Annotated in this window: 14 protein-coding genes and 1 pseudogene; 9 read left to right on the top strand and 6 right to left on the bottom strand. The window is 67.2% G+C overall.

The genetic code is table 11. The annotated features are described in order from the left end of the window. Nucleotides 1-17 precede the first annotated feature (17 nt). A complete protein-coding gene (locus DBO33_RS12070) occupies nucleotides 18-1,493 on the bottom strand; it encodes a flavin-containing monooxygenase (RefSeq protein WP_107655109.1) in 1,476 nt (491 codons plus the stop codon). A 736-nt stretch (nucleotides 1,494-2,229) separates the two neighbouring features. Between DBO33_RS12070 and DBO33_RS12065 the strand changes: the two genes are divergently transcribed. The 4 genes from DBO33_RS12065 to DBO33_RS12050 all read left to right on the top strand — a co-directional run bounded on the left by DBO33_RS12065 (nucleotide 2,230) and on the right by DBO33_RS12050 (nucleotide 7,854). Next, complete coding sequence (locus tag DBO33_RS12065) at nucleotides 2,230-2,607, top strand: VOC family protein (RefSeq protein WP_107655108.1); 378 nt, start codon at nucleotides 2,230-2,232, stop codon at nucleotides 2,605-2,607. Nucleotides 2,608-3,232: 625 nt separating this feature from the next. After that, complete coding sequence (locus DBO33_RS12060; protein WP_107655107.1) at nucleotides 3,233-4,798, top strand: alkaline phosphatase D family protein; 1,566 nt, start codon at nucleotides 3,233-3,235, stop codon at nucleotides 4,796-4,798. 51 nt (nucleotides 4,799-4,849) lie between these two features. Beyond that, complete coding sequence (locus DBO33_RS12055; protein ID WP_107655106.1) at nucleotides 4,850-6,127, top strand: FAD-binding oxidoreductase; 1,278 nt, start codon at nucleotides 4,850-4,852, stop codon at nucleotides 6,125-6,127. Nucleotides 6,128-7,041: 914 nt separating this feature from the next. Continuing rightward, the gene (locus tag DBO33_RS12050) at nucleotides 7,042-7,854 is read left to right on the top strand and encodes an SDR family NAD(P)-dependent oxidoreductase (protein WP_107655105.1); all 813 of its coding nucleotides are present in this window, start codon (nucleotides 7,042-7,044) and stop codon (nucleotides 7,852-7,854) included. Between the two features lie 324 nt (nucleotides 7,855-8,178). Here DBO33_RS12050 and DBO33_RS12045 read toward each other — a convergent pair whose 3' ends face one another. Both DBO33_RS12045 and ctaC read right to left on the bottom strand, forming a co-directional pair. Beyond that, nucleotides 8,179-8,595 carry a cytochrome c oxidase subunit 4 gene (locus tag DBO33_RS12045; RefSeq protein ID WP_107655104.1) on the bottom strand — a complete coding sequence of 139 codons (417 nt, stop codon included), beginning with the start codon at nucleotides 8,593-8,595 and terminating at the stop codon, nucleotides 8,179-8,181. A 9-nt stretch (nucleotides 8,596-8,604) separates the two neighbouring features. Beyond that, complete coding sequence (gene ctaC / locus DBO33_RS12040) at nucleotides 8,605-9,690, bottom strand: aa3-type cytochrome oxidase subunit II (RefSeq protein WP_107660189.1); 1,086 nt, start codon at nucleotides 9,688-9,690, stop codon at nucleotides 8,605-8,607. Between the two features lie 458 nt (nucleotides 9,691-10,148). Here ctaC and asnB point away from each other — a divergent pair, with 458 nt between their 5' ends. Then, nucleotides 10,149-12,092: an asparagine synthase (glutamine-hydrolyzing) gene (gene asnB, locus DBO33_RS12035; RefSeq protein WP_107655103.1), complete on the top strand. Its 1,944-nt coding sequence runs from the start codon at nucleotides 10,149-10,151 to the stop codon at nucleotides 12,090-12,092. A gap of 182 nt (nucleotides 12,093-12,274) precedes the next feature. On the opposite strand, the gene DBO33_RS12030 is transcribed toward asnB, so the two are convergent. Together DBO33_RS12030 and DBO33_RS12025 are read right to left on the bottom strand one after the other, a co-directional pair. After that, a complete protein-coding gene (locus tag DBO33_RS12030) occupies nucleotides 12,275-13,243 on the bottom strand; it encodes a carbohydrate kinase family protein (RefSeq protein ID WP_107655102.1) in 969 nt (322 codons plus the stop codon). Between the two features lie 773 nt (nucleotides 13,244-14,016). Then, entirely contained in the window at nucleotides 14,017-14,373 is a 357-nt protein-coding gene (locus DBO33_RS12025; protein WP_069165132.1) for a HesB/IscA family protein, read from the bottom strand. A gap of 259 nt (nucleotides 14,374-14,632) precedes the next feature. On the opposite strand from DBO33_RS12025, the gene DBO33_RS12020 reads away from it, so the two are divergent. After that, entirely contained in the window at nucleotides 14,633-15,241 is a 609-nt protein-coding gene (locus DBO33_RS12020; RefSeq protein WP_234391350.1) for a DUF3043 domain-containing protein, read from the top strand. Nucleotides 15,242-15,526: 285 nt separating this feature from the next. Here the strand turns inward: DBO33_RS12020 and DBO33_RS42705 are convergent, their stop codons facing one another. Continuing rightward, nucleotides 15,527-15,685: a hypothetical protein gene (locus DBO33_RS42705; RefSeq protein WP_159080223.1), complete on the bottom strand. Its 159-nt coding sequence runs from the start codon at nucleotides 15,683-15,685 to the stop codon at nucleotides 15,527-15,529. Between the two features lie 85 nt (nucleotides 15,686-15,770). Here DBO33_RS42705 and DBO33_RS12015 point away from each other — a divergent pair, with 85 nt between their 5' ends. From DBO33_RS12015 to cobT, 3 genes and pseudogenes are all read left to right on the top strand, one after another. Then, nucleotides 15,771-16,748, top strand: a complete 978-nt coding sequence (locus DBO33_RS12015) for a helix-turn-helix domain-containing protein (protein ID WP_107655100.1) — start codon at nucleotides 15,771-15,773, stop codon at nucleotides 16,746-16,748. A 605-nt stretch (nucleotides 16,749-17,353) separates the two neighbouring features. Next, the gene (cobU, locus tag DBO33_RS12010; protein ID WP_107655099.1) at nucleotides 17,354-17,908 is read left to right on the top strand and encodes a bifunctional adenosylcobinamide kinase/adenosylcobinamide-phosphate guanylyltransferase; all 555 of its coding nucleotides are present in this window, start codon (nucleotides 17,354-17,356) and stop codon (nucleotides 17,906-17,908) included. A gap of 530 nt (nucleotides 17,909-18,438) precedes the next feature. Beyond that, nucleotides 18,439-19,392: pseudogene (cobT, locus tag DBO33_RS12005) on the top strand (nicotinate-nucleotide--dimethylbenzimidazole phosphoribosyltransferase); the annotation flags it as partial. Nucleotides 19,393-19,532: the final 140 nt, after the last annotated feature.

The following is a 19,532-nucleotide window of genomic DNA, read 5'->3' as shown; positions in this document are numbered from 1 at the left end:
TCGCGCGAGATCCGACATCATCCCTGCACCCCACTCGTCAGATAGGCGTCCTCGTCGAACCGGCTTGTGCGGCGGGCGTATTCGAAGCTCCAGTTCGGGTAAAGCCCGGCATTCGCACTGCCGTCGGCGGTTTGGTAATAACTGCGGCAGTTGCCGGTCACCCAGACGGTGTCGCGGCTGCGATCATCCATCTCCCGAAGGAACGCCTGTTGCGCTTCCGGGCGGACCTCGATCCGCTGGAGTCCGTTGTCCCGCATGGTCTTCAGTGCCTCGACGATGTAGCGGATCTGCGCTTCGATCATGTAGATCGCGGACTGGTTGCCGGCGGCACCGAACGGGCCGAGCGTGGTGAAGAAGTTCGGAAAACCAGTCACCGTGGTGCCGAGGTAGCTTTGCGGACGTTCGCGGTACAGCTCGCCCATGCTGCGACCGTCACTGCCGCGGACCCTCTCGAAAACCTGCGGCGGCACGCCGAACCCGGTACCCCAGATGATGGTGTCCACTTCGTGCTGAACACCGTCGTCGGTGCGGATCGAACGCGGTCCCACCGCGGTGATCCGCGAGGTCACCACCTCGACGTTCGGCTGGGTGAGCGCCGGGTAGTAAGCGTCGGAGAAGATCGCCCGCTTGCAGCCGATCATGTAGTCGGGAGTCAGCCGCTCGCGCAGCCGCCGATCCCGCACCTGCCGACGCAATTGGAGACGGCCCAACGCCTCGTACGGATGCCGGAATCGCTTGTCCACGAAGCCGACCAAACCGAAGCCCTCGATACCGGCGAAGTAGGCGCCGCGAACCGCCTTGCCCAGCAGTGGCATCCGCCGCAGCGCGGACCGTTCGAGTGCGGAGGTGGCCCAGTCCAGCCGCGGCACGATCCACGGCGCGGACCGCTGGAACACCGTCAACTGCCCCACCGCGGGCTGAATCTCGGGAATGAACTGCACCGCCGACGCCCCGGTACCGATGACGGCCACCCGCTCGCCGGTCAGGTCATGTCCGTGATCCCAATGCAGCGAATGGAATTGCGTACCGGTGAAGTTCTCGATTCCCGGCAGTTCCGGAATCTGTGCCTCGCTGAACGGGCCGATCGCCGAAACGAGCACATCCGCCGTCATCGATCCGCGCGACGTGCTGATCCGCCAATGCCCGCGTACCTCATCCCAACTCGCCTCGTGCAACTCCGTGTCATAGCGAATATGCCGTAGCACACCGAATTTCAGTGCCACCGTGCGCAGATAGTCCAGAATCTCCGGCTGCGTGCCATACCGGCGGGTCCACTCCGGATTCGGCGCGAACGAGTACGAATACAGCGCCGACGGTACGTCACAGGCACAGCCGGGGTACGTATTCGCTTGCCATGTGCCCCCGAGATCGCCGGCCCGCTCGAGAATCACGAAATCCTCGAACCCGGACTCCCGCAACCGCACTCCGAGCCCGATCCCCGCGAATCCGGCACCGATGACCGCGATGGACACATGCTCTTCACTGTTTGCCATGGGCTACTTCCTGTTTCGCTACACGGTCGGCTGCGGGTAGGTGTCGACGACAAAGCAAGGCATTGCCCTCCTACCAGGGGCTGACCCTTCGATCGGGCCGCTCCACCAGCAGCTGACCAGGCGCCGCGGCCCTACAGGAATCACCCGATTCCATCGGAATCAGATGATTCCTCTAGTGACTCGATAAGTCAAGGATCAGATCGGAGCAGTAGCGCTCCGGCCCGCTTGACGGGGTCCTGATAGGGGTTCTGTCGTGCAGCGGGAGCGACACCTTCGGTCAGGAATCAGCCCGAGTTCGTGATGTCACGACAATGACCGCCACGAGAAGGCCGGTCGATCCGTTGGTGCAGAATTCAACGACGGCACGCAGCAACCATGCCTCGCGTCGAAGCGGACGTCCCGGCGACACAGTTTTCGCCGGTGGCGCAATAGATTTGCGCGGCCGTCGTGAACTACACCCTCGGTAATACGCGTGCGCGACAAGCTTCCCCGGCAAGCACCACACGTGTCGGCCATCATGTGGGGAGCCTTGCCAATCAGCCACCGGCGCAACGCTCTCCGACCGTATCTACTCGGCATTACTCGGTTCCCGAGTAGGGGTATCACCAAAGAAAACACGAATAGTCTTCTGCGCCAAGTAAAACCGACCCGCCCCACCCATTAAACTCGCGATCGGAACCGCCAACCGATCAACGACCTCGCCACCCAGCGGGTCGACGAACTGCAGGGGGAAGCTGTGACCGCGACAGCCAAGTTCGGCGCCATCTCGCTAGACAGTAAGGATCCACGCGGACTAGGGCTGTTCTACCGGCAGCTGCTCGGTCTCGAGCTCGAGTACGAATCCGATGAACTGGTGGTGCTCCAGGGCGATGGCGTCACACTGACGATCGAGCGGGTAGACGACCACATCCCGCCGGACTGGCCCGGCAACCGGGTCCCCAAACAGATGCACCTCGACCTGTTCGTCACCGCACTCGACAGCGCCGAACAGGCCGCAATCGCCCTCGGCGCCTCCAAACCCGACCCGCAACCCGAACCCGACCGCTGGCGAGTCCTCCTCGACCCATCCGGCCACCCCTTCTGCCTGACCGTCCCCGCCATACCCATCGGGTAACGTCCCGAACACTGAGTAGGGCAAGGCCATACAGCTGTGGCCCGGACGCGGTGACGGCTGCGGCACGGCTCCGACCCGACAGCGGCAGCGGCACGGCAGCGGCAGCGGCAGAAGCTATTGCGTCCATGGCACGGCTCCAACTTCGGCCACGGCGGCGGCTCCGACCACGGCAGCGGCACGGCAGCGACGGCGACTGCGACCGCGGCATAGCGCCGACACCGACCACGCGGCGACGGCCGCCATGGCACAGCTCCAACTCCGGCCCGACCTCGGCCACCGCAGCTCAATCGCGACCGCGACTGCGGCGCGACTCCGACCACAGCGGCGACCGCGGTTATCGCACAGTTCCAACCATGGCCTCGGCTGTGGCTCGCCCCAGCCACACTCGACTCGACTTCAACTGAGAGCATTAGCGGCACATGACAGCGACGAAATCGAGATCCCCTCAACGGTGTCCGACTCGCCCCCAGGTCTGCGGGGCACCCGGCCTGCCCGGACACTTTCCCCATCGCACCGCGGAAATTCCCCCTGACCGGCCCGAAACTGTCCGCGCAGGCCGCCCAGTTACCCCACCGGACCGTACCCGTTCACATTGCGTTGAGATAGCTGGTCCAGGGTGATCCCCATGACTGGTTCGACCTCCGGCTTCTCCCGCCGCACCCTGCTGCGCACCTCCGCGCTCGGCCTCGTGGCCGCCCCCGCGCTGGCGGCGTGCTCGTCGAACGACGGACCCGGCCTGGTCCGGCACCGCCCGGTGCTGACGCACGGTGTCGCAGTGGGTGATCCACGCAGCGACGGCGCGCTGGTCTGGGCGCGTTCCGACCGCCCCGCGAAGCTGATCGTGGAGACCGCCTCGACTGAATCCTTCACCAACGTCAAGCGATTCACCGGGCCGTTGCTCACCCCGGATTCCGACGGCACCGGCCGGGTGCGCGTCAACGGCCTGCCCGCGGGCGAGCAAGTGCACTACCGGGTCACCTTGGAGGGCGACGACGGCGGCACCTCCGAACCGATCACCGGCGTGTTCCGCACCGTCCCCACCGGCGCGTCCGACATCAAACTGCAGTGGTCCGGCGACGTCGTCGGCCAGGGTTTCGGTATCAACCCCGACCTCGGCGGCATGAAGATCTTCGCCACCATGGCCGCCCGCGACCCACACTTGTTCATCCACTCGGGCGATTGCATCTACGCGGACAATCCCATCAAGGAATCCGTGACGCTCCCCGACGGGCGAATCTGGCGCAACATCGTCACCGAGGCGAAAAGCGCTCCCGCACAAACCCTTCAGCAGTTCCGCGGCAACTACGCTTACAACCTGACCGACCAGAACTACCTGCGCTTCAATTCCGCTGTCGCACAGGTGGTGCAGTGGGACGACCACGAGACGGTCAACAACTGGTACCCGGGCGGACTCGTCCCGGCGGCCAAGGACTACACCGAGCGCAGCATGGACACCTTGGCCACCCGCGCCTGGCAGGCGTTCCACGAGTGGATGCCGGTGGAGCCCAGGGAAGCTGTGGACGGCCGCCTCTACCGCAAGATCTCCTACGGCCCGCTGCTGGACGTCTTCGTGCTGGACATGCGCACCTACAAGGACACCAACGACGCGAACAACGGTCCCGAGGGTCGCATCTTCGGTCCGGAACAAACGAGGTGGCTGATCGAGGGTCTGCGTGATTCGCAGGCGACCTGGAAGATCGTCGCCAACGACCTACCGCTCGGTCTGGTCGTCAAGGACGGTGAACAGAAGGACACTGTCGCGTTCGAGGGTCCGGCCAACGGCGATCCCGGCGCGCCGTCCGGCCGGGAAACCGAGATCGCCCAGGTGCTCTCGGCGATCAAGGCGAACAAGGTGACCGACGTGGTCTGGTTGACCGCCGACGTGCACTACACCGCGGCGCACCACTACTCCCCCGAGCGTGCGGCGTTCACCGACTTCGACGAGTTCTGGGAGTTCGTCTCCGGACCGCTCAATGCAGGTGCGTTCGGCCCGAATCCGCTGGATGCGACGTTCGGCCCGGAGGCGGTGTTCGTGCACGCCCCGCCCGTACAGAACAGTTCTCCGCTCGATGCCTTCCAGCATTTCGGCGAGGTGCGGATCGATGGCAAGTCAAGGGAACTGACGGTCGATCTGTGCGATGCGAGCGGATCCGTGCTGTTCAGCCAGCGGCTGGAACCGACCGCCCGGTAGCACAGGAGATCGGGCGAGCGGCGCGGGCCGCGCTGTAGTAGCTTTCGTGCCATGAGCACGCCGCAGTTTGTCTCCGCCGAGGAATACCTACCCCGCGATACGGCGGATGTCGTTCGCACGGTTCGGGATTCACGCGGACGCGCGCAACGGCTGACCGTGCGCGGCGGCGAGCAACTCGACGACGGCCTGACGCTGCCCGCCCAGCCGACGGTGGTGTCGCTGCGCCGGATGAATCAGGTGCTCGACATCAACCTGGGGCGGCGGACGGTGCGCGTGCAGGCGGGCGCCAAGCTGTCCGACATCGACCGGCGGCTCGGCGCGCACGGGCTCGGCCTGCCGATCGTCGGCGACCACCGCGACATCACCGCGGGCGGATTCGCGTCCGTGGGCGGGGTGAGCGCGGCCTCGCACAAGTACGGCATGTTCATCGATCAGGTCGTCGATCTCGAATACGTCGACAACGACGGACGCATCGGCACCTGCGGGCGCACCCACCACGCCGAGCGTTTCCACCGCATTCTCGGCGCGGGCGGCCGCGCGGGCATCATCACCGCGCTCACCCTCGACGTGATCGACATCGACAAGGACCGCACCTGGCTCACCACCAACGCGGACCGCTTCCTCGACTTCGACTCCTTCGTCGAACACGCTTACGCCGAGATCATGCGGCCGGGCAACGCGGCGCTGCAAGTAGGCCGGTGGGTCGACACCGCGCCGCTGAAGGTCGCACGACCCGGCGGTGTCGGGCATGTGCAGCTGGGCACGGTGCGGTTCGGCCAGTGGTCGACCCTGCATCCCACCGCACCCACCCGTTCGGTGCGGGCGCGCCGCGAGGTCGGGTCGCGAGCGAGAAAGTCGCTGGGCGTCATCGCGTCCGCCGCTTCCGGACCCGCAGGCATGCCGTTGCGCAACGCCGCCGCGGGCGCGGTGCTGTTCGCGCCGAAGGTGCAAACCCTGCGCGACGCCGAATACCTCGCCGACACCGCCCTCAGCTCCTCCGAACGTGGACCCGCCTACCGCGTCGGCATTTTCGCGCCCCTCTCCAGCTACACGTCGGTCTTCTACCGCCTGCACGACCTGTTCGCCGGCCACCGCGAACGCACCGGCTGCTTCACCGTCATCTCCGCCATGACCTACGGCGTCCGCTCCCGCTACCTGCGCTCCGAATCCGCCGCCCGCAGCCTCTCCCCCGAAGACCACGGCCTCATCACCTTCACCAGCCGCCTCCGCCCCGCCGCCCTCCCCTCAGAACTCTTGCGCGACATCGTGTCCGGGATCGATGAGATCTGCCGGTCGGAGAATGCGCTGCGGTACGAGTCGGAGGAGTAGGGGTCAGCATCGGTCGCGGGTGCTGACTCGCAGCCGGCGCCGGAAGTTTCCGGCTGAATGCGTTCACCGCCGCGCGGTTTCGGCGGCGGTGCCGTCGGCCACGAGTTGAACGCGACTCCGGCCAGAACGCGACGTCCTTACGTCCGTTTCGGCGATCGCCCCGTACAGGCGATAATCGAACGGACGATGGGGACGCAGGACACGACCCCTTCATGCCCCACTCGGCGTGCCACCGAGTACCCGACGGGACATGACGGCAGCAAACCGCAGGATGCGGCGTCCTCATGTCCCACTCCGCGATCCACCAATCACCCGACGGGACATGGTGGCGGCGAACCCCAAGACGCGACTCCCTCATGTCCCACTCGGTGAGCTACCGATCACCGACCGGGGCGTAGCGGCGGCGGCGCGCTGGATATGACGGCTTGATGTCCCGTTCGGCGGTCGACTTGTGCAGGCATGCCTCTGGCCCGCACGCCCCTAGCAGGCCGACAAAGCCACCGGACGCAACGCCCTAACGTCCCACTCAGCGAACCACCGAGCGCCCAACGGGACACGGCAGCGGAAAACCGCAGGACGCGGCGTCCTGATGTCCCACTCAGTGAGCTACCGATCACCGCACGGGACGTTGCGGCGGCAACCCGCTGAATGTGACGGCCTCATGCCCCCTTCAGCGGCGGAGCTGGGCTGGTGGGTAGCTGGTGAGGTGCGCGGGGCTCAGCAGTGTTCGTCTGGTGGTTAGCGAACCAGCACTGGGCATCCGCGCGAACGGCTCCATCAACCGGGTGGCAAACCCTATACTGTGACCGGCCGCATGTGGTCGCCAGAAGGTTGCGGCGGCAGGCGGCTTCGGCACTGTCGGCGGGGTGCCGTGCGTGTGTTCAGCCCGATCGCGTGTGAAGGTTGCTGTGCCGATGCCCGAATTTCGTGCTGCCCCGGTGGGATTCACCGATCGTAGACGCCACCGTCCGCCGGAGCGCTCGCTCGTCGGCCGACGTGTCCTGATCACCGACGCCTGTTCGGATGTCGGCCTGGCCACTGCGCACACGCTTGCCGCCCAAGGTGCGCAACTGCTGTTGGTTGCGCGTGGCAGCGATCAGCTCATCGCGGCCTGCGACCAGATCCGCGCGAACAATGGTGACGCGCATTGGTACCGGTGCGACATCTCAGCACTCGGCGATGTCGATGAGCTGGTCACCTGGGTGCTCAGCGAATTCGGCGCCGTCGATGTGCTGATCAACACCGCCGGGCGACCCGTGCGCAGACCAGTAACCCAGTCACTACACAAGTTCCGCGACTATCAGCGAATGATGGCCGCCAACTACTTCGGCCCCCTACGCCTGACCCTCGGTCTGCTACCCGCCATGCTGCGCTCCGGCTCCGGCCACGTGATCAACGTCGGCCCCTGGAACGTGCGCACCGGCGCCGCCCCGAACTTCGCCTCCTACGCCAGCGCCCAAGCCGCCTGGACCACCTTCGGCCAATGCGCCGACGCCGAACTATCCCCGCACGGCATCCAAGTCACCGCCGTCCACTACCCCGCCTTCCGAGCAGACCTCGATTCCACCGAAGACCACAACGAAGCCGACCAAACCGCCCACCGCATCCAATCCGCCATCCACACCACCACCCCCCGCCCCGAACCCCGCTTCACCCGCACCCTCTACGCCCTAGCCGGCGTAGCCCCCCGCTCCACCGCCCGCCTCATGCACGCCTTCGGCATCTAGTCCGGCGGCCAGGTCACGGCCGAGCTGGCGACGATGCGGCTATCGGTCTTCGGCGTGCCGAGCAGCCGTGCCCGAGCAGGTCGACTAGGACTGCTGGTGCCCGCGCGAACCGAGGCTGCTGCAATCCACAACAACCGAGACCGCACCGCCCCCGCACGCCCAACCCCCTTCGCGCCCACTTAACGCAAGGTGCGCACTTGACGCACGCCGCACACTTTTGACGCACGCTGCAACACACGTCAAGAACACGAAACCTGCGTCAAGTCGCCCATGGAACGCGAAAGCCCCCTCCGCAATCAGCGGAGGGGGCTTTCGTGGGATAGCTCAGTGCTTTTCAGGTCCGAGATAGTACTCGAAGACGAGTCCTGCGGCGGCAATCAGCACGCAGATTACGCCGAGGCCGATCAGCCAGAACTGGAAGAAGGCCAGGCCGAGGGCGGTGATGGAGCCTGCGGCGGCGAGGGTGATGGGCCAGAAGCTGCCGGGCGAGAAGAAGCCCAGGTCGCCTGCGCCGTCGACGATTTCGGCGTCTTCGTAGTCTTCGGGGCGCAGGTCGAGGCGACGTGCGACGAAGCGGAAGTAGGTGCCGATGATCAGCGACAGGCCGGCGGTGAGCACGGTCGCGGTGGTCCCTGCCCATTCCACGCCGGTGCGGGAGACGCCGGTGAAGTAGCCGTAGACAATCGCGACGATGATGAAGAACACCGTCAGCAGTTCGAATATCCGCGCTTCGATCTTCATATCAGTCCCTTACTTCGCCTCGGCCGCGGTCTTGGTCGTGCGCTCGGTGTTGAACGGCCTGGTCGAGGTGGCGACCGGCGATTCACCGATGGAGTCGAGCGCTTCGGCGTTGGTCTTGCCCGCTTGGCGCGCGTCCAGGTACCTGGTGAACTTCTCCGGCGACACGGCGCGGACCTCGAAGTTCATCATCGAGTGGAAGGTGCCGCACATCTCGGCGCAGCGGCCGACGAACGCGCCTTCCTTTTCGATCTTGCTGATCTGGAAGACGTTGTCCGAGTGGTTTTCCTTCGGGTTCGGCATCACGTCGCGCTTGAACAGGAACTCGGGCACCCAGAAGGCGTGCACCACGTCGGCGGCGGCGAGCTGGAACTCGATGACCTTGTTGGTCGGCAGCACCAGGACCGGCACCTCGGTGCTGGAACCGTAGGTCTCGACCTTGTCGTAGTGCAGGTAGGACAGGATGTCGTTCTCCGGCTTGCCGTGCACCGGGCCCGGCTGCGGGTGACCGTCCTTGGTCCGTTCCTTGTACTCCTCGAGCTGCTCCTGGTTCGACGACTCACGCGTGGTGTCGATGCCTTCGAAGCGGTAACCGTCCTTGAAGTTCACGTCGCGGTAGCCGAACTTCCAGTTCCACTGGAAGGCGGTCACGTCGACGGTGACGTCGGGGTCGGCCACCTTCTCGTGCACGTAGTTCTGCACGACGACGGTGAAGTAGAACAGCACCGCGATGATGACGAACGGCACGGCCGTGTAGGTCAGCTCCAGCGGCACGTTGTACCCGGTCTGGCGCGGGAACTCCGGGGAGTCCGGCTTCTTACGGTGGAAGGCGACGGTCCAGAAGGTCAGACCCCACACCAGCACGCCCATCGCCAGGGCGGCGACGATCGACCAGGTCCACAGCTCCCGCATCCGGGTGGCCTGCGGCGTGACACCCGAGGGCCAGCCGAACCGCAGCCAAACATTGTCGATGGAGCAGCCCGAGACGAGCACCGCGGTGATCCCGAGGGACACCGCCAGCCCGGCCCGCCGAAGGATGCGGCTCTGCAGACCCTTGGCGGGTCGTGCCCCGATCTCTTCGCTCGCCTTGTGCGCCACGCTCACGCCTTCCTGGTCGCCACACATTCCGACATTTGCACCGCCTGGGCTGCGACCGCCCGGCGATACGTTCTAAGCACATGTCAGGCCGGTCCCCGGTCGAGCGCATGCGCCGCCTGAGAATGGCCTGAGTACTACGCAGCGTAGACCAAACGGGCGCCCACTTTGTCGTCGGGTCGCATTCGACACTCCGCCAATGGCGTGCGGGCAGGTGAGCCAGTCGTGGTCACCCCGGGATCGGTGCGCAAAAGCCCTGGACAGGGTGCGCAATGCGCGCGGAGTGGGCGTGTGCGGCATACTCGGACACAACATTTCGGCCGCTGTGCTCACCGCGAGAGCAGGCCCCGGCACGTACCGGAACAACCGCTCGCGGCAGACGCTGCGCACCGCCCCCGCAAGACATCCGGACGCCGCACTCTCGGCGGCGTCCCGACCGGAGAAACGAGGTTGCCGACGCCGTGTGTGGACTGCTCGGGTTTCTGACATCTGACGAGGCAGCACCTGGCGTGGTGGAGCAGGTGTACGACGCGCTGCACTGCGTCCGGCACCGCGGCCCCGACGAGCGCGGCACCTGGCACGACGATCACATGATCTTCGGCTTCAACCGCCTGTCGATCATCGACATCGAGCACTCGCACCAGCCGCTGCGCTGGGGCCCGCCGGAGAACCGGGAGCGCTACGCGCTGACCTTCAACGGCGAGATCTACAACTACATCGAGCTGCGCAAGGAACTGGCCGACGCGCACGGTGCGGAGTTCGGCGACGACGGCATCTTCCTGACCGAGGGTGACGGCGAGGCCGTGGTCGCGGCGTTCCACTACTGGGGCCCCGAGGCGGTGCGCAAGCTGCGCGGCATGTTCGCCTTCGCGATCTGGGACACCGAGACCAAGGAACTGTTCCTGGCGCGCGACCCGTTCGGCATCAAGCCGCTGTTCCTGGCCACCGGCCCCGGCGGGACCGCGTTCGGCAGCGAGAAGAAGAGCCTGCTGGAACTGCTGCCCGCGCTGGAGCTGACCGACGCGCTGGATCCGCGCGCGCTGGAGCACTACACCGTGCTGCAGTACGTGCCGGAGGCCGAGACGCTGCACAAGGACATCCGGCGGCTGGAATCCGGCAGTTACGCGACGGTGCGACCGGGCGCGGCGCCGAAGGCGACTCGGTACTTCCATCCCCAGTTCACGGTGCGCCCGTTCGCGCCGGGCTCGGCGGCCGCGCGCTACCGCGAAATCGCCGAGGCCATGGAGGATTCGGTCGCCAAGCACATGCGCGCGGACGTCACCGTCGGCTCGTTCCTGTCCGGCGGTATCGACTCCACCGCCGTCGCCGCGCTGGCCATGCGGCACAACCCGAAGCTGATCACCTTCACCAGTTGCTTCGAGCGCGAAGGCTATTCGGAGGCCGACGTCGCCGCCGAGACCGCCGCCGCGATCGGCGCCAAGCACGTGATCAAGACCGTCTCCCCCGCCGAGTTCGCCGCCGCGATTCCCGAAATCGTCTGGTACCTCGACGATCCCGTGGCCGACCCGGCGCTGGTGCCGCTGTACTTCGTGGCGAAGGAAGCGCGCAAGCACGTCAAGGTGGTGCTGTCCGGCGAGGGCGCCGACGAGCTGTTCGGTGGCTACACGATCTACCGGGAGCCGTTGTCGCTCAAGCCCTTCGAGTACCTGCCCGGCGGGCTGCGCAAGCTGGCCGGCAAGCTCTCCGAGCGCATTCCGGACGGCACCCGCGGCAAGAGCCTGCTGCACCGCGGCTCACTCAGTCTCGAAGAGCGTTACTACGGCAACGCCCGCAGCTTCAGCGACGCCCAATTGCGTTCCGTGCTCCGCGAATTCCGGCCTGAATGGACCCATCAGGACGTGACGGCGCCGATCTACGCGCAGTCGCGCGGCTGGGATCCGGTGGCCCGCATGCAGCACCTGGACCTGTTCACCTGGCTGCGCGGTGACATCCTGGTCAAGGCCGACAAGATGACCATGGCCAACTCGCTCGAATTGCGGGTGCCCTTCCTGGATTCCGAGGTGCTCAAGGTCGCCGAAGGGCTGCCGTTCGAGCAGAAGATCACCAAGGAAACCACGAAATACGCACTGCGCCAGGCGCTCGAGGGCATCGTGCCGCCGCATGTGCTGCACCGCGCCAAGCTCGGCTTCCCGGTCCCGCTGCGCCACTGGTTGCGCGGCACCGAACTCTACGACTGGGCCCAGCAGCAGATCCTCGAATCGCAGACCGATCACCTGCTGAACAAGGCCGCGATCAGCGACATGCTCGTCGCGCACCGGGCGGGCGGTGTCGACCACAGCCGCCGTCTGTGGACGCTGCTGGTGTTCATGGTGTGGCACGGGATCTTCGTCGAGGACCGCATCAAGCCGGAGATCCAGGAGCCGGTGTACCCGGTCTCGCTGTAGTAGGCGCCTGCACGTGACTGTGCCCCTCGATCGAAAGGTCGAGGGGCACAGTGCTGTTCGAGGTGGGCATCGGTTCACGGCAGCCCGCTCGGTCTGCTCGAGAACGCTGCGATGTCCCGTTCCCGGGCAAATGCGCTCGCCGCACAGGCCGAGCGGTGGGACGCTGTGCGCGGTAAGCAGACTCAGAGCAGCGGCTTGATCTCCGCGGCGGCCTCGGCACCGTAGGCGTCGGCCAGTCGCTCCAGGGCGGTTTCCTTGTTGAGGGTCCACTCCTGGGTGCCCATAGTCTCCAGCACCAGGACCGCGATGAGCGAACCGAGCTGGGCCGAGCGCTCCAGGCTGAGGCCCGCGGTGTGGCCGGTGAGGAAGCCCGCGCGGAACGCGTCGCCGACACCGGTGGGCTCGACCTTCGTGGTCTCCGGGACGACGCCGACGGTGAGCTCGGTGCCGTCGCGGTCGACGATGTGCACGCCGTTCTCGCTCAGCGTGGTCACCCGGATGCCGACGCGCTGCGCGACCTCCTCCTCGCTCAGACCGGTCTTCTGCAGCAGCAGCGCCCACTCGTACTTGTTCGTGAAAAGGTATGCGGCGCCGTCGATCAGCTGCACGGCCTGCTCACCGTCGAGGCGGGCCAGCTGCTGGGACGGGTCGGCGGCGAACGGGATGCCGAGTTCGCGGCACTGGGCGGTGTGCAGCAGCATCGCCTCGGGATCGTTGGCGCCGACCAGCACCAGGTCCAGCGAGTGCGCCTTGGCCAGGTCGCCGATGGAGATGTCGCGGGCCTCGCTCATCGCGCCCGGGTAGAACGACGCGATCTGCGCCATGTCGTCGTCGGTGGTGCAGACGAAGCGGGCGGTGTGCGCCTTCTCGGAGATGAGCACCCCGGAGCAGTCGACGCCGTGCTTCTCCAGCCACTGGCGGTACTCGGCGAAGTCGGCGCCGACCGCGCCGACGAGCAGAGGTGTGCGGTTCAAAAGCCCCATGGCGTAGGCGATGTTGCCTGCGACGCCGCCGCGGCGGATCTGCAGGTCGTCGACGAGGAAGCTGAGCGAGACGTGGTCGAGCTGATCGGCCAGCAGTGCGTCGCGGAACCGTCCGGAAAAACGCATGAGGTGGTCGGTGGCAATGGACGCGGAAACGGCGATGGACACGAGGCTGGCCCTTCAACGGTAGGCGGCAGGCGGTGCAGACCGGGAACGAAGTCCCAGCATTACCGTACCAATGTTGGTCGGCGGCTCCGAGACCTCGATGCGGTGGGGGACGCGCTGAGATCGGCGGCGGCGCGGGATCGTTGGGGCGCGGCGGGGTGCTCGTCGGCTCGGCGAGTCGCGCGAATCCTTACGGATTCCGTCGCTTCGGGTGCTGGTACAGCCGTCGGAACAGAGTTGGGTGGACTACGGCGGGTGAACCCGTGGGACCGACCGCTGCCGACTCGGATCGAGCCGGCTGTCGTCCTGCGGCCACGGCACTGGAGCAGACATGCCTGCGGTGGGTCCCGCTGTGGACCGGGGGCCGATCCCGGCCCCGCCTCCCTCCCGCCGCTCGGGAGCCGCCACTCGCATCGGCCACTCTTACGCACCGGCCGCCGCCATGCGTACCCCCACTCGGGCGCCGCCGTGCGCACGTCACTCGGGCACCGGCGTACGCACTGCACTCGAGTGCACCGGGCGAATCTCCACTCGGGAGCCGCCGCGCGCACCACCCGCTCGGGAACCGCGACTCGGGCGCATTGGGCACCGCCGTGCGCATCGTCACGTCGGACTTCGCAGGCCACACCCGATACCCCGCTCGACCGCGAACACCGCCACCGAGGGCGCTAAGCCCGCCACTCCGGGCGAAAACGCGCAACCCCACGTGAGCAATGCTCACGTGGGGTGGGCTGTTTACGCGGTGAACCCGCTTGCGACGAGGCGGACGGGTTCGGTCAGTTGAAGGAATCGCCGCAGGCGCAAGAACCGGTGGCGTTCGGGTTGTCGATCGTGAAGCCCTGCTTCTCGATGGTGTCGACGAAGTCGATGGAGGCACCCTGGATGTACGGGGCGCTCATGCGGTCGACGGCCAGCTTGACGCCGCTGAATTCGACAACGATGTCGCCGTCGAGCGAGCGATCGTCGAAGAAGAGCTGGTACCGCAGGCCGGCACAACCACCCGGCTGGACTGCGATGCGCAGCGCCAGATCGTCGCGACCTTCCTGGTCCAGCAGCGCCTTCGCCTTGCTGGCGGCAGCATCGGTCAGCACAGCACCGTGGGTTTCGGTGGCGGTCTCGTTCTGCACAGTCATGAACTCTCCTCGAGGAACCTGTCGTCGACCCGTGAACAGCGCACGGGTCGTGTCGGTCAACACCACTCGGCGGGCTGCTATTCCCCCATCTTGCCACCACCGCGTCCCGAGGAACACGTCACCTCCGGGACCCGCGACACCTGCGCGAATCGGACCGCATTTCCCGCCGGGTATTCCATCGAATAGCCTGGTCGATGTGAAATTGTTCCGTCGCGGCGAGTCCAGCACCACCGACGCGACCGCCGATCAGACGGCGGTCGTGGACGGCGGCTCGGCCGCGGGCTCCACTCGCACGGCGGTCACCGCCACCGCGGGCAAGGGCCGTCCCACTCCGAAACGCCGTGACGCACAAGGCAAGCGCCGTGGCCCGATCGCTCCAGCACCGCTCACCGCGAAGGAGGCCCGCGCCCGGCGCAAGGCCACTCGCGGCAGCAAAGAGGAGCGCAAAGCGGCCGCGGCCGAGCGCAAAGCGGCCGTCCAGGATCGGCGCTCGCGCATGCTCGCCGGCGAGGACAAGTACCTGTTGCCGCGCGATCAGGGGCCCGTCCGCGCGTTCGTGCGCGACATCGTCGATGGCCGGCGCAACCTGGTCGGCTTGTTCATGCCGATGGCGCTCGTGCTGATCCTGTCGATGTTCGTCGCACCCGCGCTGCAAACGATCGTCACGCTGGCCATGCTGGTGATGATGTTCTTCATGATCGCCGAGGGATTCCTGCTCGGCCGGATCGTGAACGGGCGGGTCAGGGAGCGTTTCCCGGACAGTGACGACACCGGATACAAGCTCGGTTGGTACGCGTTCGTGCGTGCTTCGCAGATCCGCAAGATGCGGGCGCCGAAGCCGCGGGTCAGTCCTGGAGACGCGATCTAGATCGTCTGTGGTGGGTTGGGGCGCGCTTCGAGTGCAGCCCCGATTCGCTGACGTCCACGGCTCAGGCTGCCTAGGGCGGTTGACAGCCCGCTTGCTGGACGGGCGAGGCGAGCCGATGGCTCGGTCGATGCCTGCACGGTCTGGCTCCGTCGCATCCTGCGTCCCGACGAGCCTCCACTTTTGACCAGCTCGATGCAGTTCGACCAGTACGGTCGACCATCCACATGATTGCGGCCCGGCTCGTGGAATACGAGCCGGGCCGCGGTCGGTTGCGCAGGCATGCGGTCAGATGTTGCTGGTTCGGCCGTGCATCGCCGACAGCTCGGCCTGCATCCGCTGCCGGTCGCGGTCGGTGATGTTGGTCGAGCCGGCGGGAGCGGAGTAGTGGCTCACCAGAGTGGCGAAAGCGACGATGACTGCGAGGGCGATCAGAAAAGTAATCATGGCAGTAATTTTGCGCTCGTTGAGTTACCGCCGAAAGTGGCTGAACTGACACACTTCGTAAAGATCCTGCCACTACACTGACGGCATGCTGTCCAAGGTTGCCGTCGTCCTGTCCGAACGCATGGCCATGTTCGAATTCGGGGTCCTGTGTGAGGTTTTCGGCATGGATCGAAGTGCCGACGGACTACCCTCCTTCGATTTCAAGGTGTGCGGCGCCGAACCAGGGAAACCGCTGCACTCGACCACACCGGGCATCATGGTGACCCCCGAATACGGCCTCGAGGAGCTTGCGAAAGCGGACCTCGTCGCCATCCCGGCCGCCTCCACGAAGGACGGGTTCGATCCGCGCGTCGTCGGCGCGGTCCGGGACGCCGCGGCGGCGGGCGCGACCGTCCTGACGGTGTGCTCCGGCGCCTTCCTCGCCGGCGCGGCCGGCCTGCTCGACGGACGCAAATGCACCACGCACTGGAGTTACGTCGACCTGCTCGCCGAGCGGCACCCCGAAGCGACCGTCGACCCCGACGTGCTGTACGTCGACGCGGGCAAGCTGATCACCAGCGCAGGCACCGCCGCGGGCATCGATGCCTGCCTGCACCTGGTGCGCCGCGAACTCGGCAGCGCGGTGGCCAATGCGATCGCACGCCGGATGGTCGTGCCGCCGCAGCGCGACGGCGGCCAGCGCCAGTTCATCGAGCGCCCCGTCGCCACCTGCACCTCCGACAGCCTCATCCCCACCCTCGAGTGGATGAACGAGAATCTCGACCTTCCACACACCATCGAGGACCTGGCCGCCCGCTCCACCATGTCCACCCGCACCTTCGCCCGCCGCTTCGCCGCCGAAACCGGCACCACACCCGTGAAGTGGCTCACCAACCAGCGCGTCCTGCTGACCAAACACCTGCTCGAGGAAACCGACCTCGGCCTCGAACAAATCGCTACCCGAGCCGGTTTCGGCTCCGGTGCACTCCTGCGTCACCACTTCCAACGCCTGGTCGGCATCGCCCCCACCGAATACCGCCGGCGCTTCGGCGCCATGCCCGAGGTAGTCGACACCCCCGCCTGACTTCGGCCGCACCCTCTCTGCGGATCCGCACCGCACCTGGGCACCCACAACCGGTGCAACCTCGAAGAGGCAGTGCGGCCTCCGCCGCAACACCTGCCCCAGCCTCCTCATGCGGCTGCCGGTCTCAGCAGTCGCAACCTCTCTGCGGATCCGCACCGTTTCAGGCACCCTACGACCGGTGCAACCGCAGAGAAACAGTGCAGCCCTCGCCGCACCAACTGTCCAACCAGGCCCATCCTCAGGTGGCTGCTGTCGCAGCAGCCGCACCTTCCGTCAGTGCCCGCACTGCTCTTGAAGCCCCGCAACGCGTGCAAACCCCATACGGTCCAGCCCTCGCCGCAACGGCTGCCCGCCCAATGCTGACCTCACGCCCAGCAGTCGCCCCTTTTCGGGCGATCCACACCACGACGGGGCAACCGCAACCAGTGCGAACCCAACGAAGCGGTGCAACGCCTCGTCCCAACGCCCGGCTGAGCCAGCATTAGCCCACCCAGCGCCCGGTCGACCCCAGCGTCTGGTCACCGGAACACAGGTTGGCGGGCTGGACAGCGCGCGCCCGCGCCGCACCGACATGGCGCGGCAACGGTCATTGATACCGTGCTGACGTGTCGCACAGTCTCTCGTCCGCCGAGCCCCGCCGGACCCTCGTCCTGGGCGGCGCGCGATCGGGCAAGTCCACCTTTGCCGAGGAGTTGGCCGCCAAAGCGGTCGGTCCGGTCCGCTACCTCGCGACCGCCATCCCCGACCCCGCCGACCTCGACTTCGCCGCCCGCATCGCCACCCACCGCGACCGCAGGCCCGCCGACTGGACCGTGCTCGAAAGTGCCGACCCGGCAGCCGTTCTCAGCGAGTCGGCGACCGAAGGCACAACGCTGATCGATGACATCGGCACCTGGCTCACCGCCCGCATCGACGCCCGCGACGCCTGGGAATCCCCGCGCGGCACCGTCTCCCCCGACGCCGACGCCCTGGTCGCCGCAGTAGCCGCCTACCCGAACCGTCTGGTCATCGTGAGCCCCGAGGTCGGCATGGGCGTCATCCCCGCCACCCGCTCCGGTCGCTTGTTCCGCGACGAGATCGGCACGCTGAACCAGCGCCTCGCTCAAGCCTGTGACGAGGCTTACCTCGTCGTAGCCGGACTCCCCGTGCGCCTCAAGTGAATCGGACACCTGAGCGCCGCGTCCGTACAACGCCGAGCGTTCCATTCCACACGCTCGCACAAGCCCGCTCGCCGCAGCCGAAGCACCCTGGGGCTCCCCGAATGAGGTCGGGTACGGCGCAGGGAGTCTCCTGCGCGCCACGTCGGCGTCGCAGCCGAGCGATGCCACGCCACCGGCGCGGACTGATGAGCACGTGTTCGCCGAAACCACTCCGCCAGCGCGATCCTGCGCACCTCGGTGTCGCCCGATCACTGCGCCAGCTCCAGCCTGCGCACCACGGGTGTCGCCCGACCACTCCGCCGGCATGATCCGGCGCACCTGGGTGTCGCGCAATCCACTCCGCCGACACGACCCTGTGGAACCGGAAGGCTTCGGTTGCCGCACCTCGGCTGCAATCAGACACACAGCTTGCGATCGAGCGTGCCGACCCCGATCGGTTGGGGGCGGCTGATGTGTGCGGCAATGTCTGCGGCGGGCAAGATTGAGCGACGTATGGGTGTATTGACCGTCCTGACCGGAAAGGCTCGACAGTGACACACGGATTTGGACCGGTGACGCCTCCTGATGCAGAGGTTCGGGCGGCGGCCGAGCGGCGGCAGGCGCAGTTGACCAAACCCGGTGGGTCGCTCGGGCGGTTGGAGGAGCTCGGCAACTGGGTGGCGGCGTGCCAGGGTATTTGCCCGCCGAAGCAGTTCGAGCGGGCCAGGGTGGTGGTGTTCGCCGGGGATCACGGCGTTGCGCGGCATGGGGTTTCGGCGTATCCGAGCGAGGTCACCGCGCAGATGGTGGTGAACTTCCTCGGTGGCGGGGCGGCAGTGAACGCACTCGCCGTCGTCGCGGGCGCCACCGTGCGCGTGGCGGACATCTCCGTGGACGCCGAGACCGATTCGCTCATCGCCAGGCACAAGGTGCGTCGCTCCAGCGGGTCCATCGACCGCGAGGACGCGCTCACGCTCGCGGAGGTGGCGTCCGCGCTCGCCGCCGGTAAGGCGATCGCCGACGAGGAGATCGACGCGGGCGCCGACGTGCTCATCGCAGGCGACATGGGCATCGGCAACACCACCCCCGCCACCGCCCTCATCGCGACGCTCACCGACACCGAACCCGTCGCCGCCGTCGGCCGCGGCACCGGAATCGACGATGCGGGCTGGGCGCGCAAGGTCGCCGCGATCCGCGACGCCATGCGCCGAGCCCGTCCCGTCGCCAAGGATCCCGTCGAACTGCTGCGGGTTGCCGCGGGCGCCGATTTCGCCGCCATGGCCGCATTTCTGGCTCAGGCAGCCACCCGCCGCACGCCCGTCATCCTCGACGGCGTGGTCGTCACCGCAGCCGCCCTGGTCGCCGAAGATCTGGCCGCAGGCGCTTCGGCCTGGTGGCTGGCCGGCCACCGCTCCACCGAACCCGCCCACAACCTGGCCCTGCAGCGCCTCCGCCTGGACCCGCTCCTGGACATGAACATGCGCCTCGGCGAAGCATCCGGCGCCNGAGAGTGGATAAAAGGCCCCGCCCGGGAGCCCCCCCCCCCCCCCCCGGGCCGCCCCCCCCCCCCCCCCCCCCCCCCCCCCCACCCCCCCCCCCCCCCCCCCCCCCCCGCCCCCGCCGACGCCCCAGGACTCACCCCGCC

It is taken from the genome of Nocardia suismassiliense, assembly GCF_900269665.1.
GTDB classification, from domain to species: Bacteria; Actinomycetota; Actinomycetes; order Mycobacteriales; family Mycobacteriaceae; genus Nocardia; species Nocardia suismassiliense.
The sequence above is the reverse complement of the archived record's forward strand: the minus strand, read 5'-3'. Positions and strand labels throughout refer to the sequence as shown.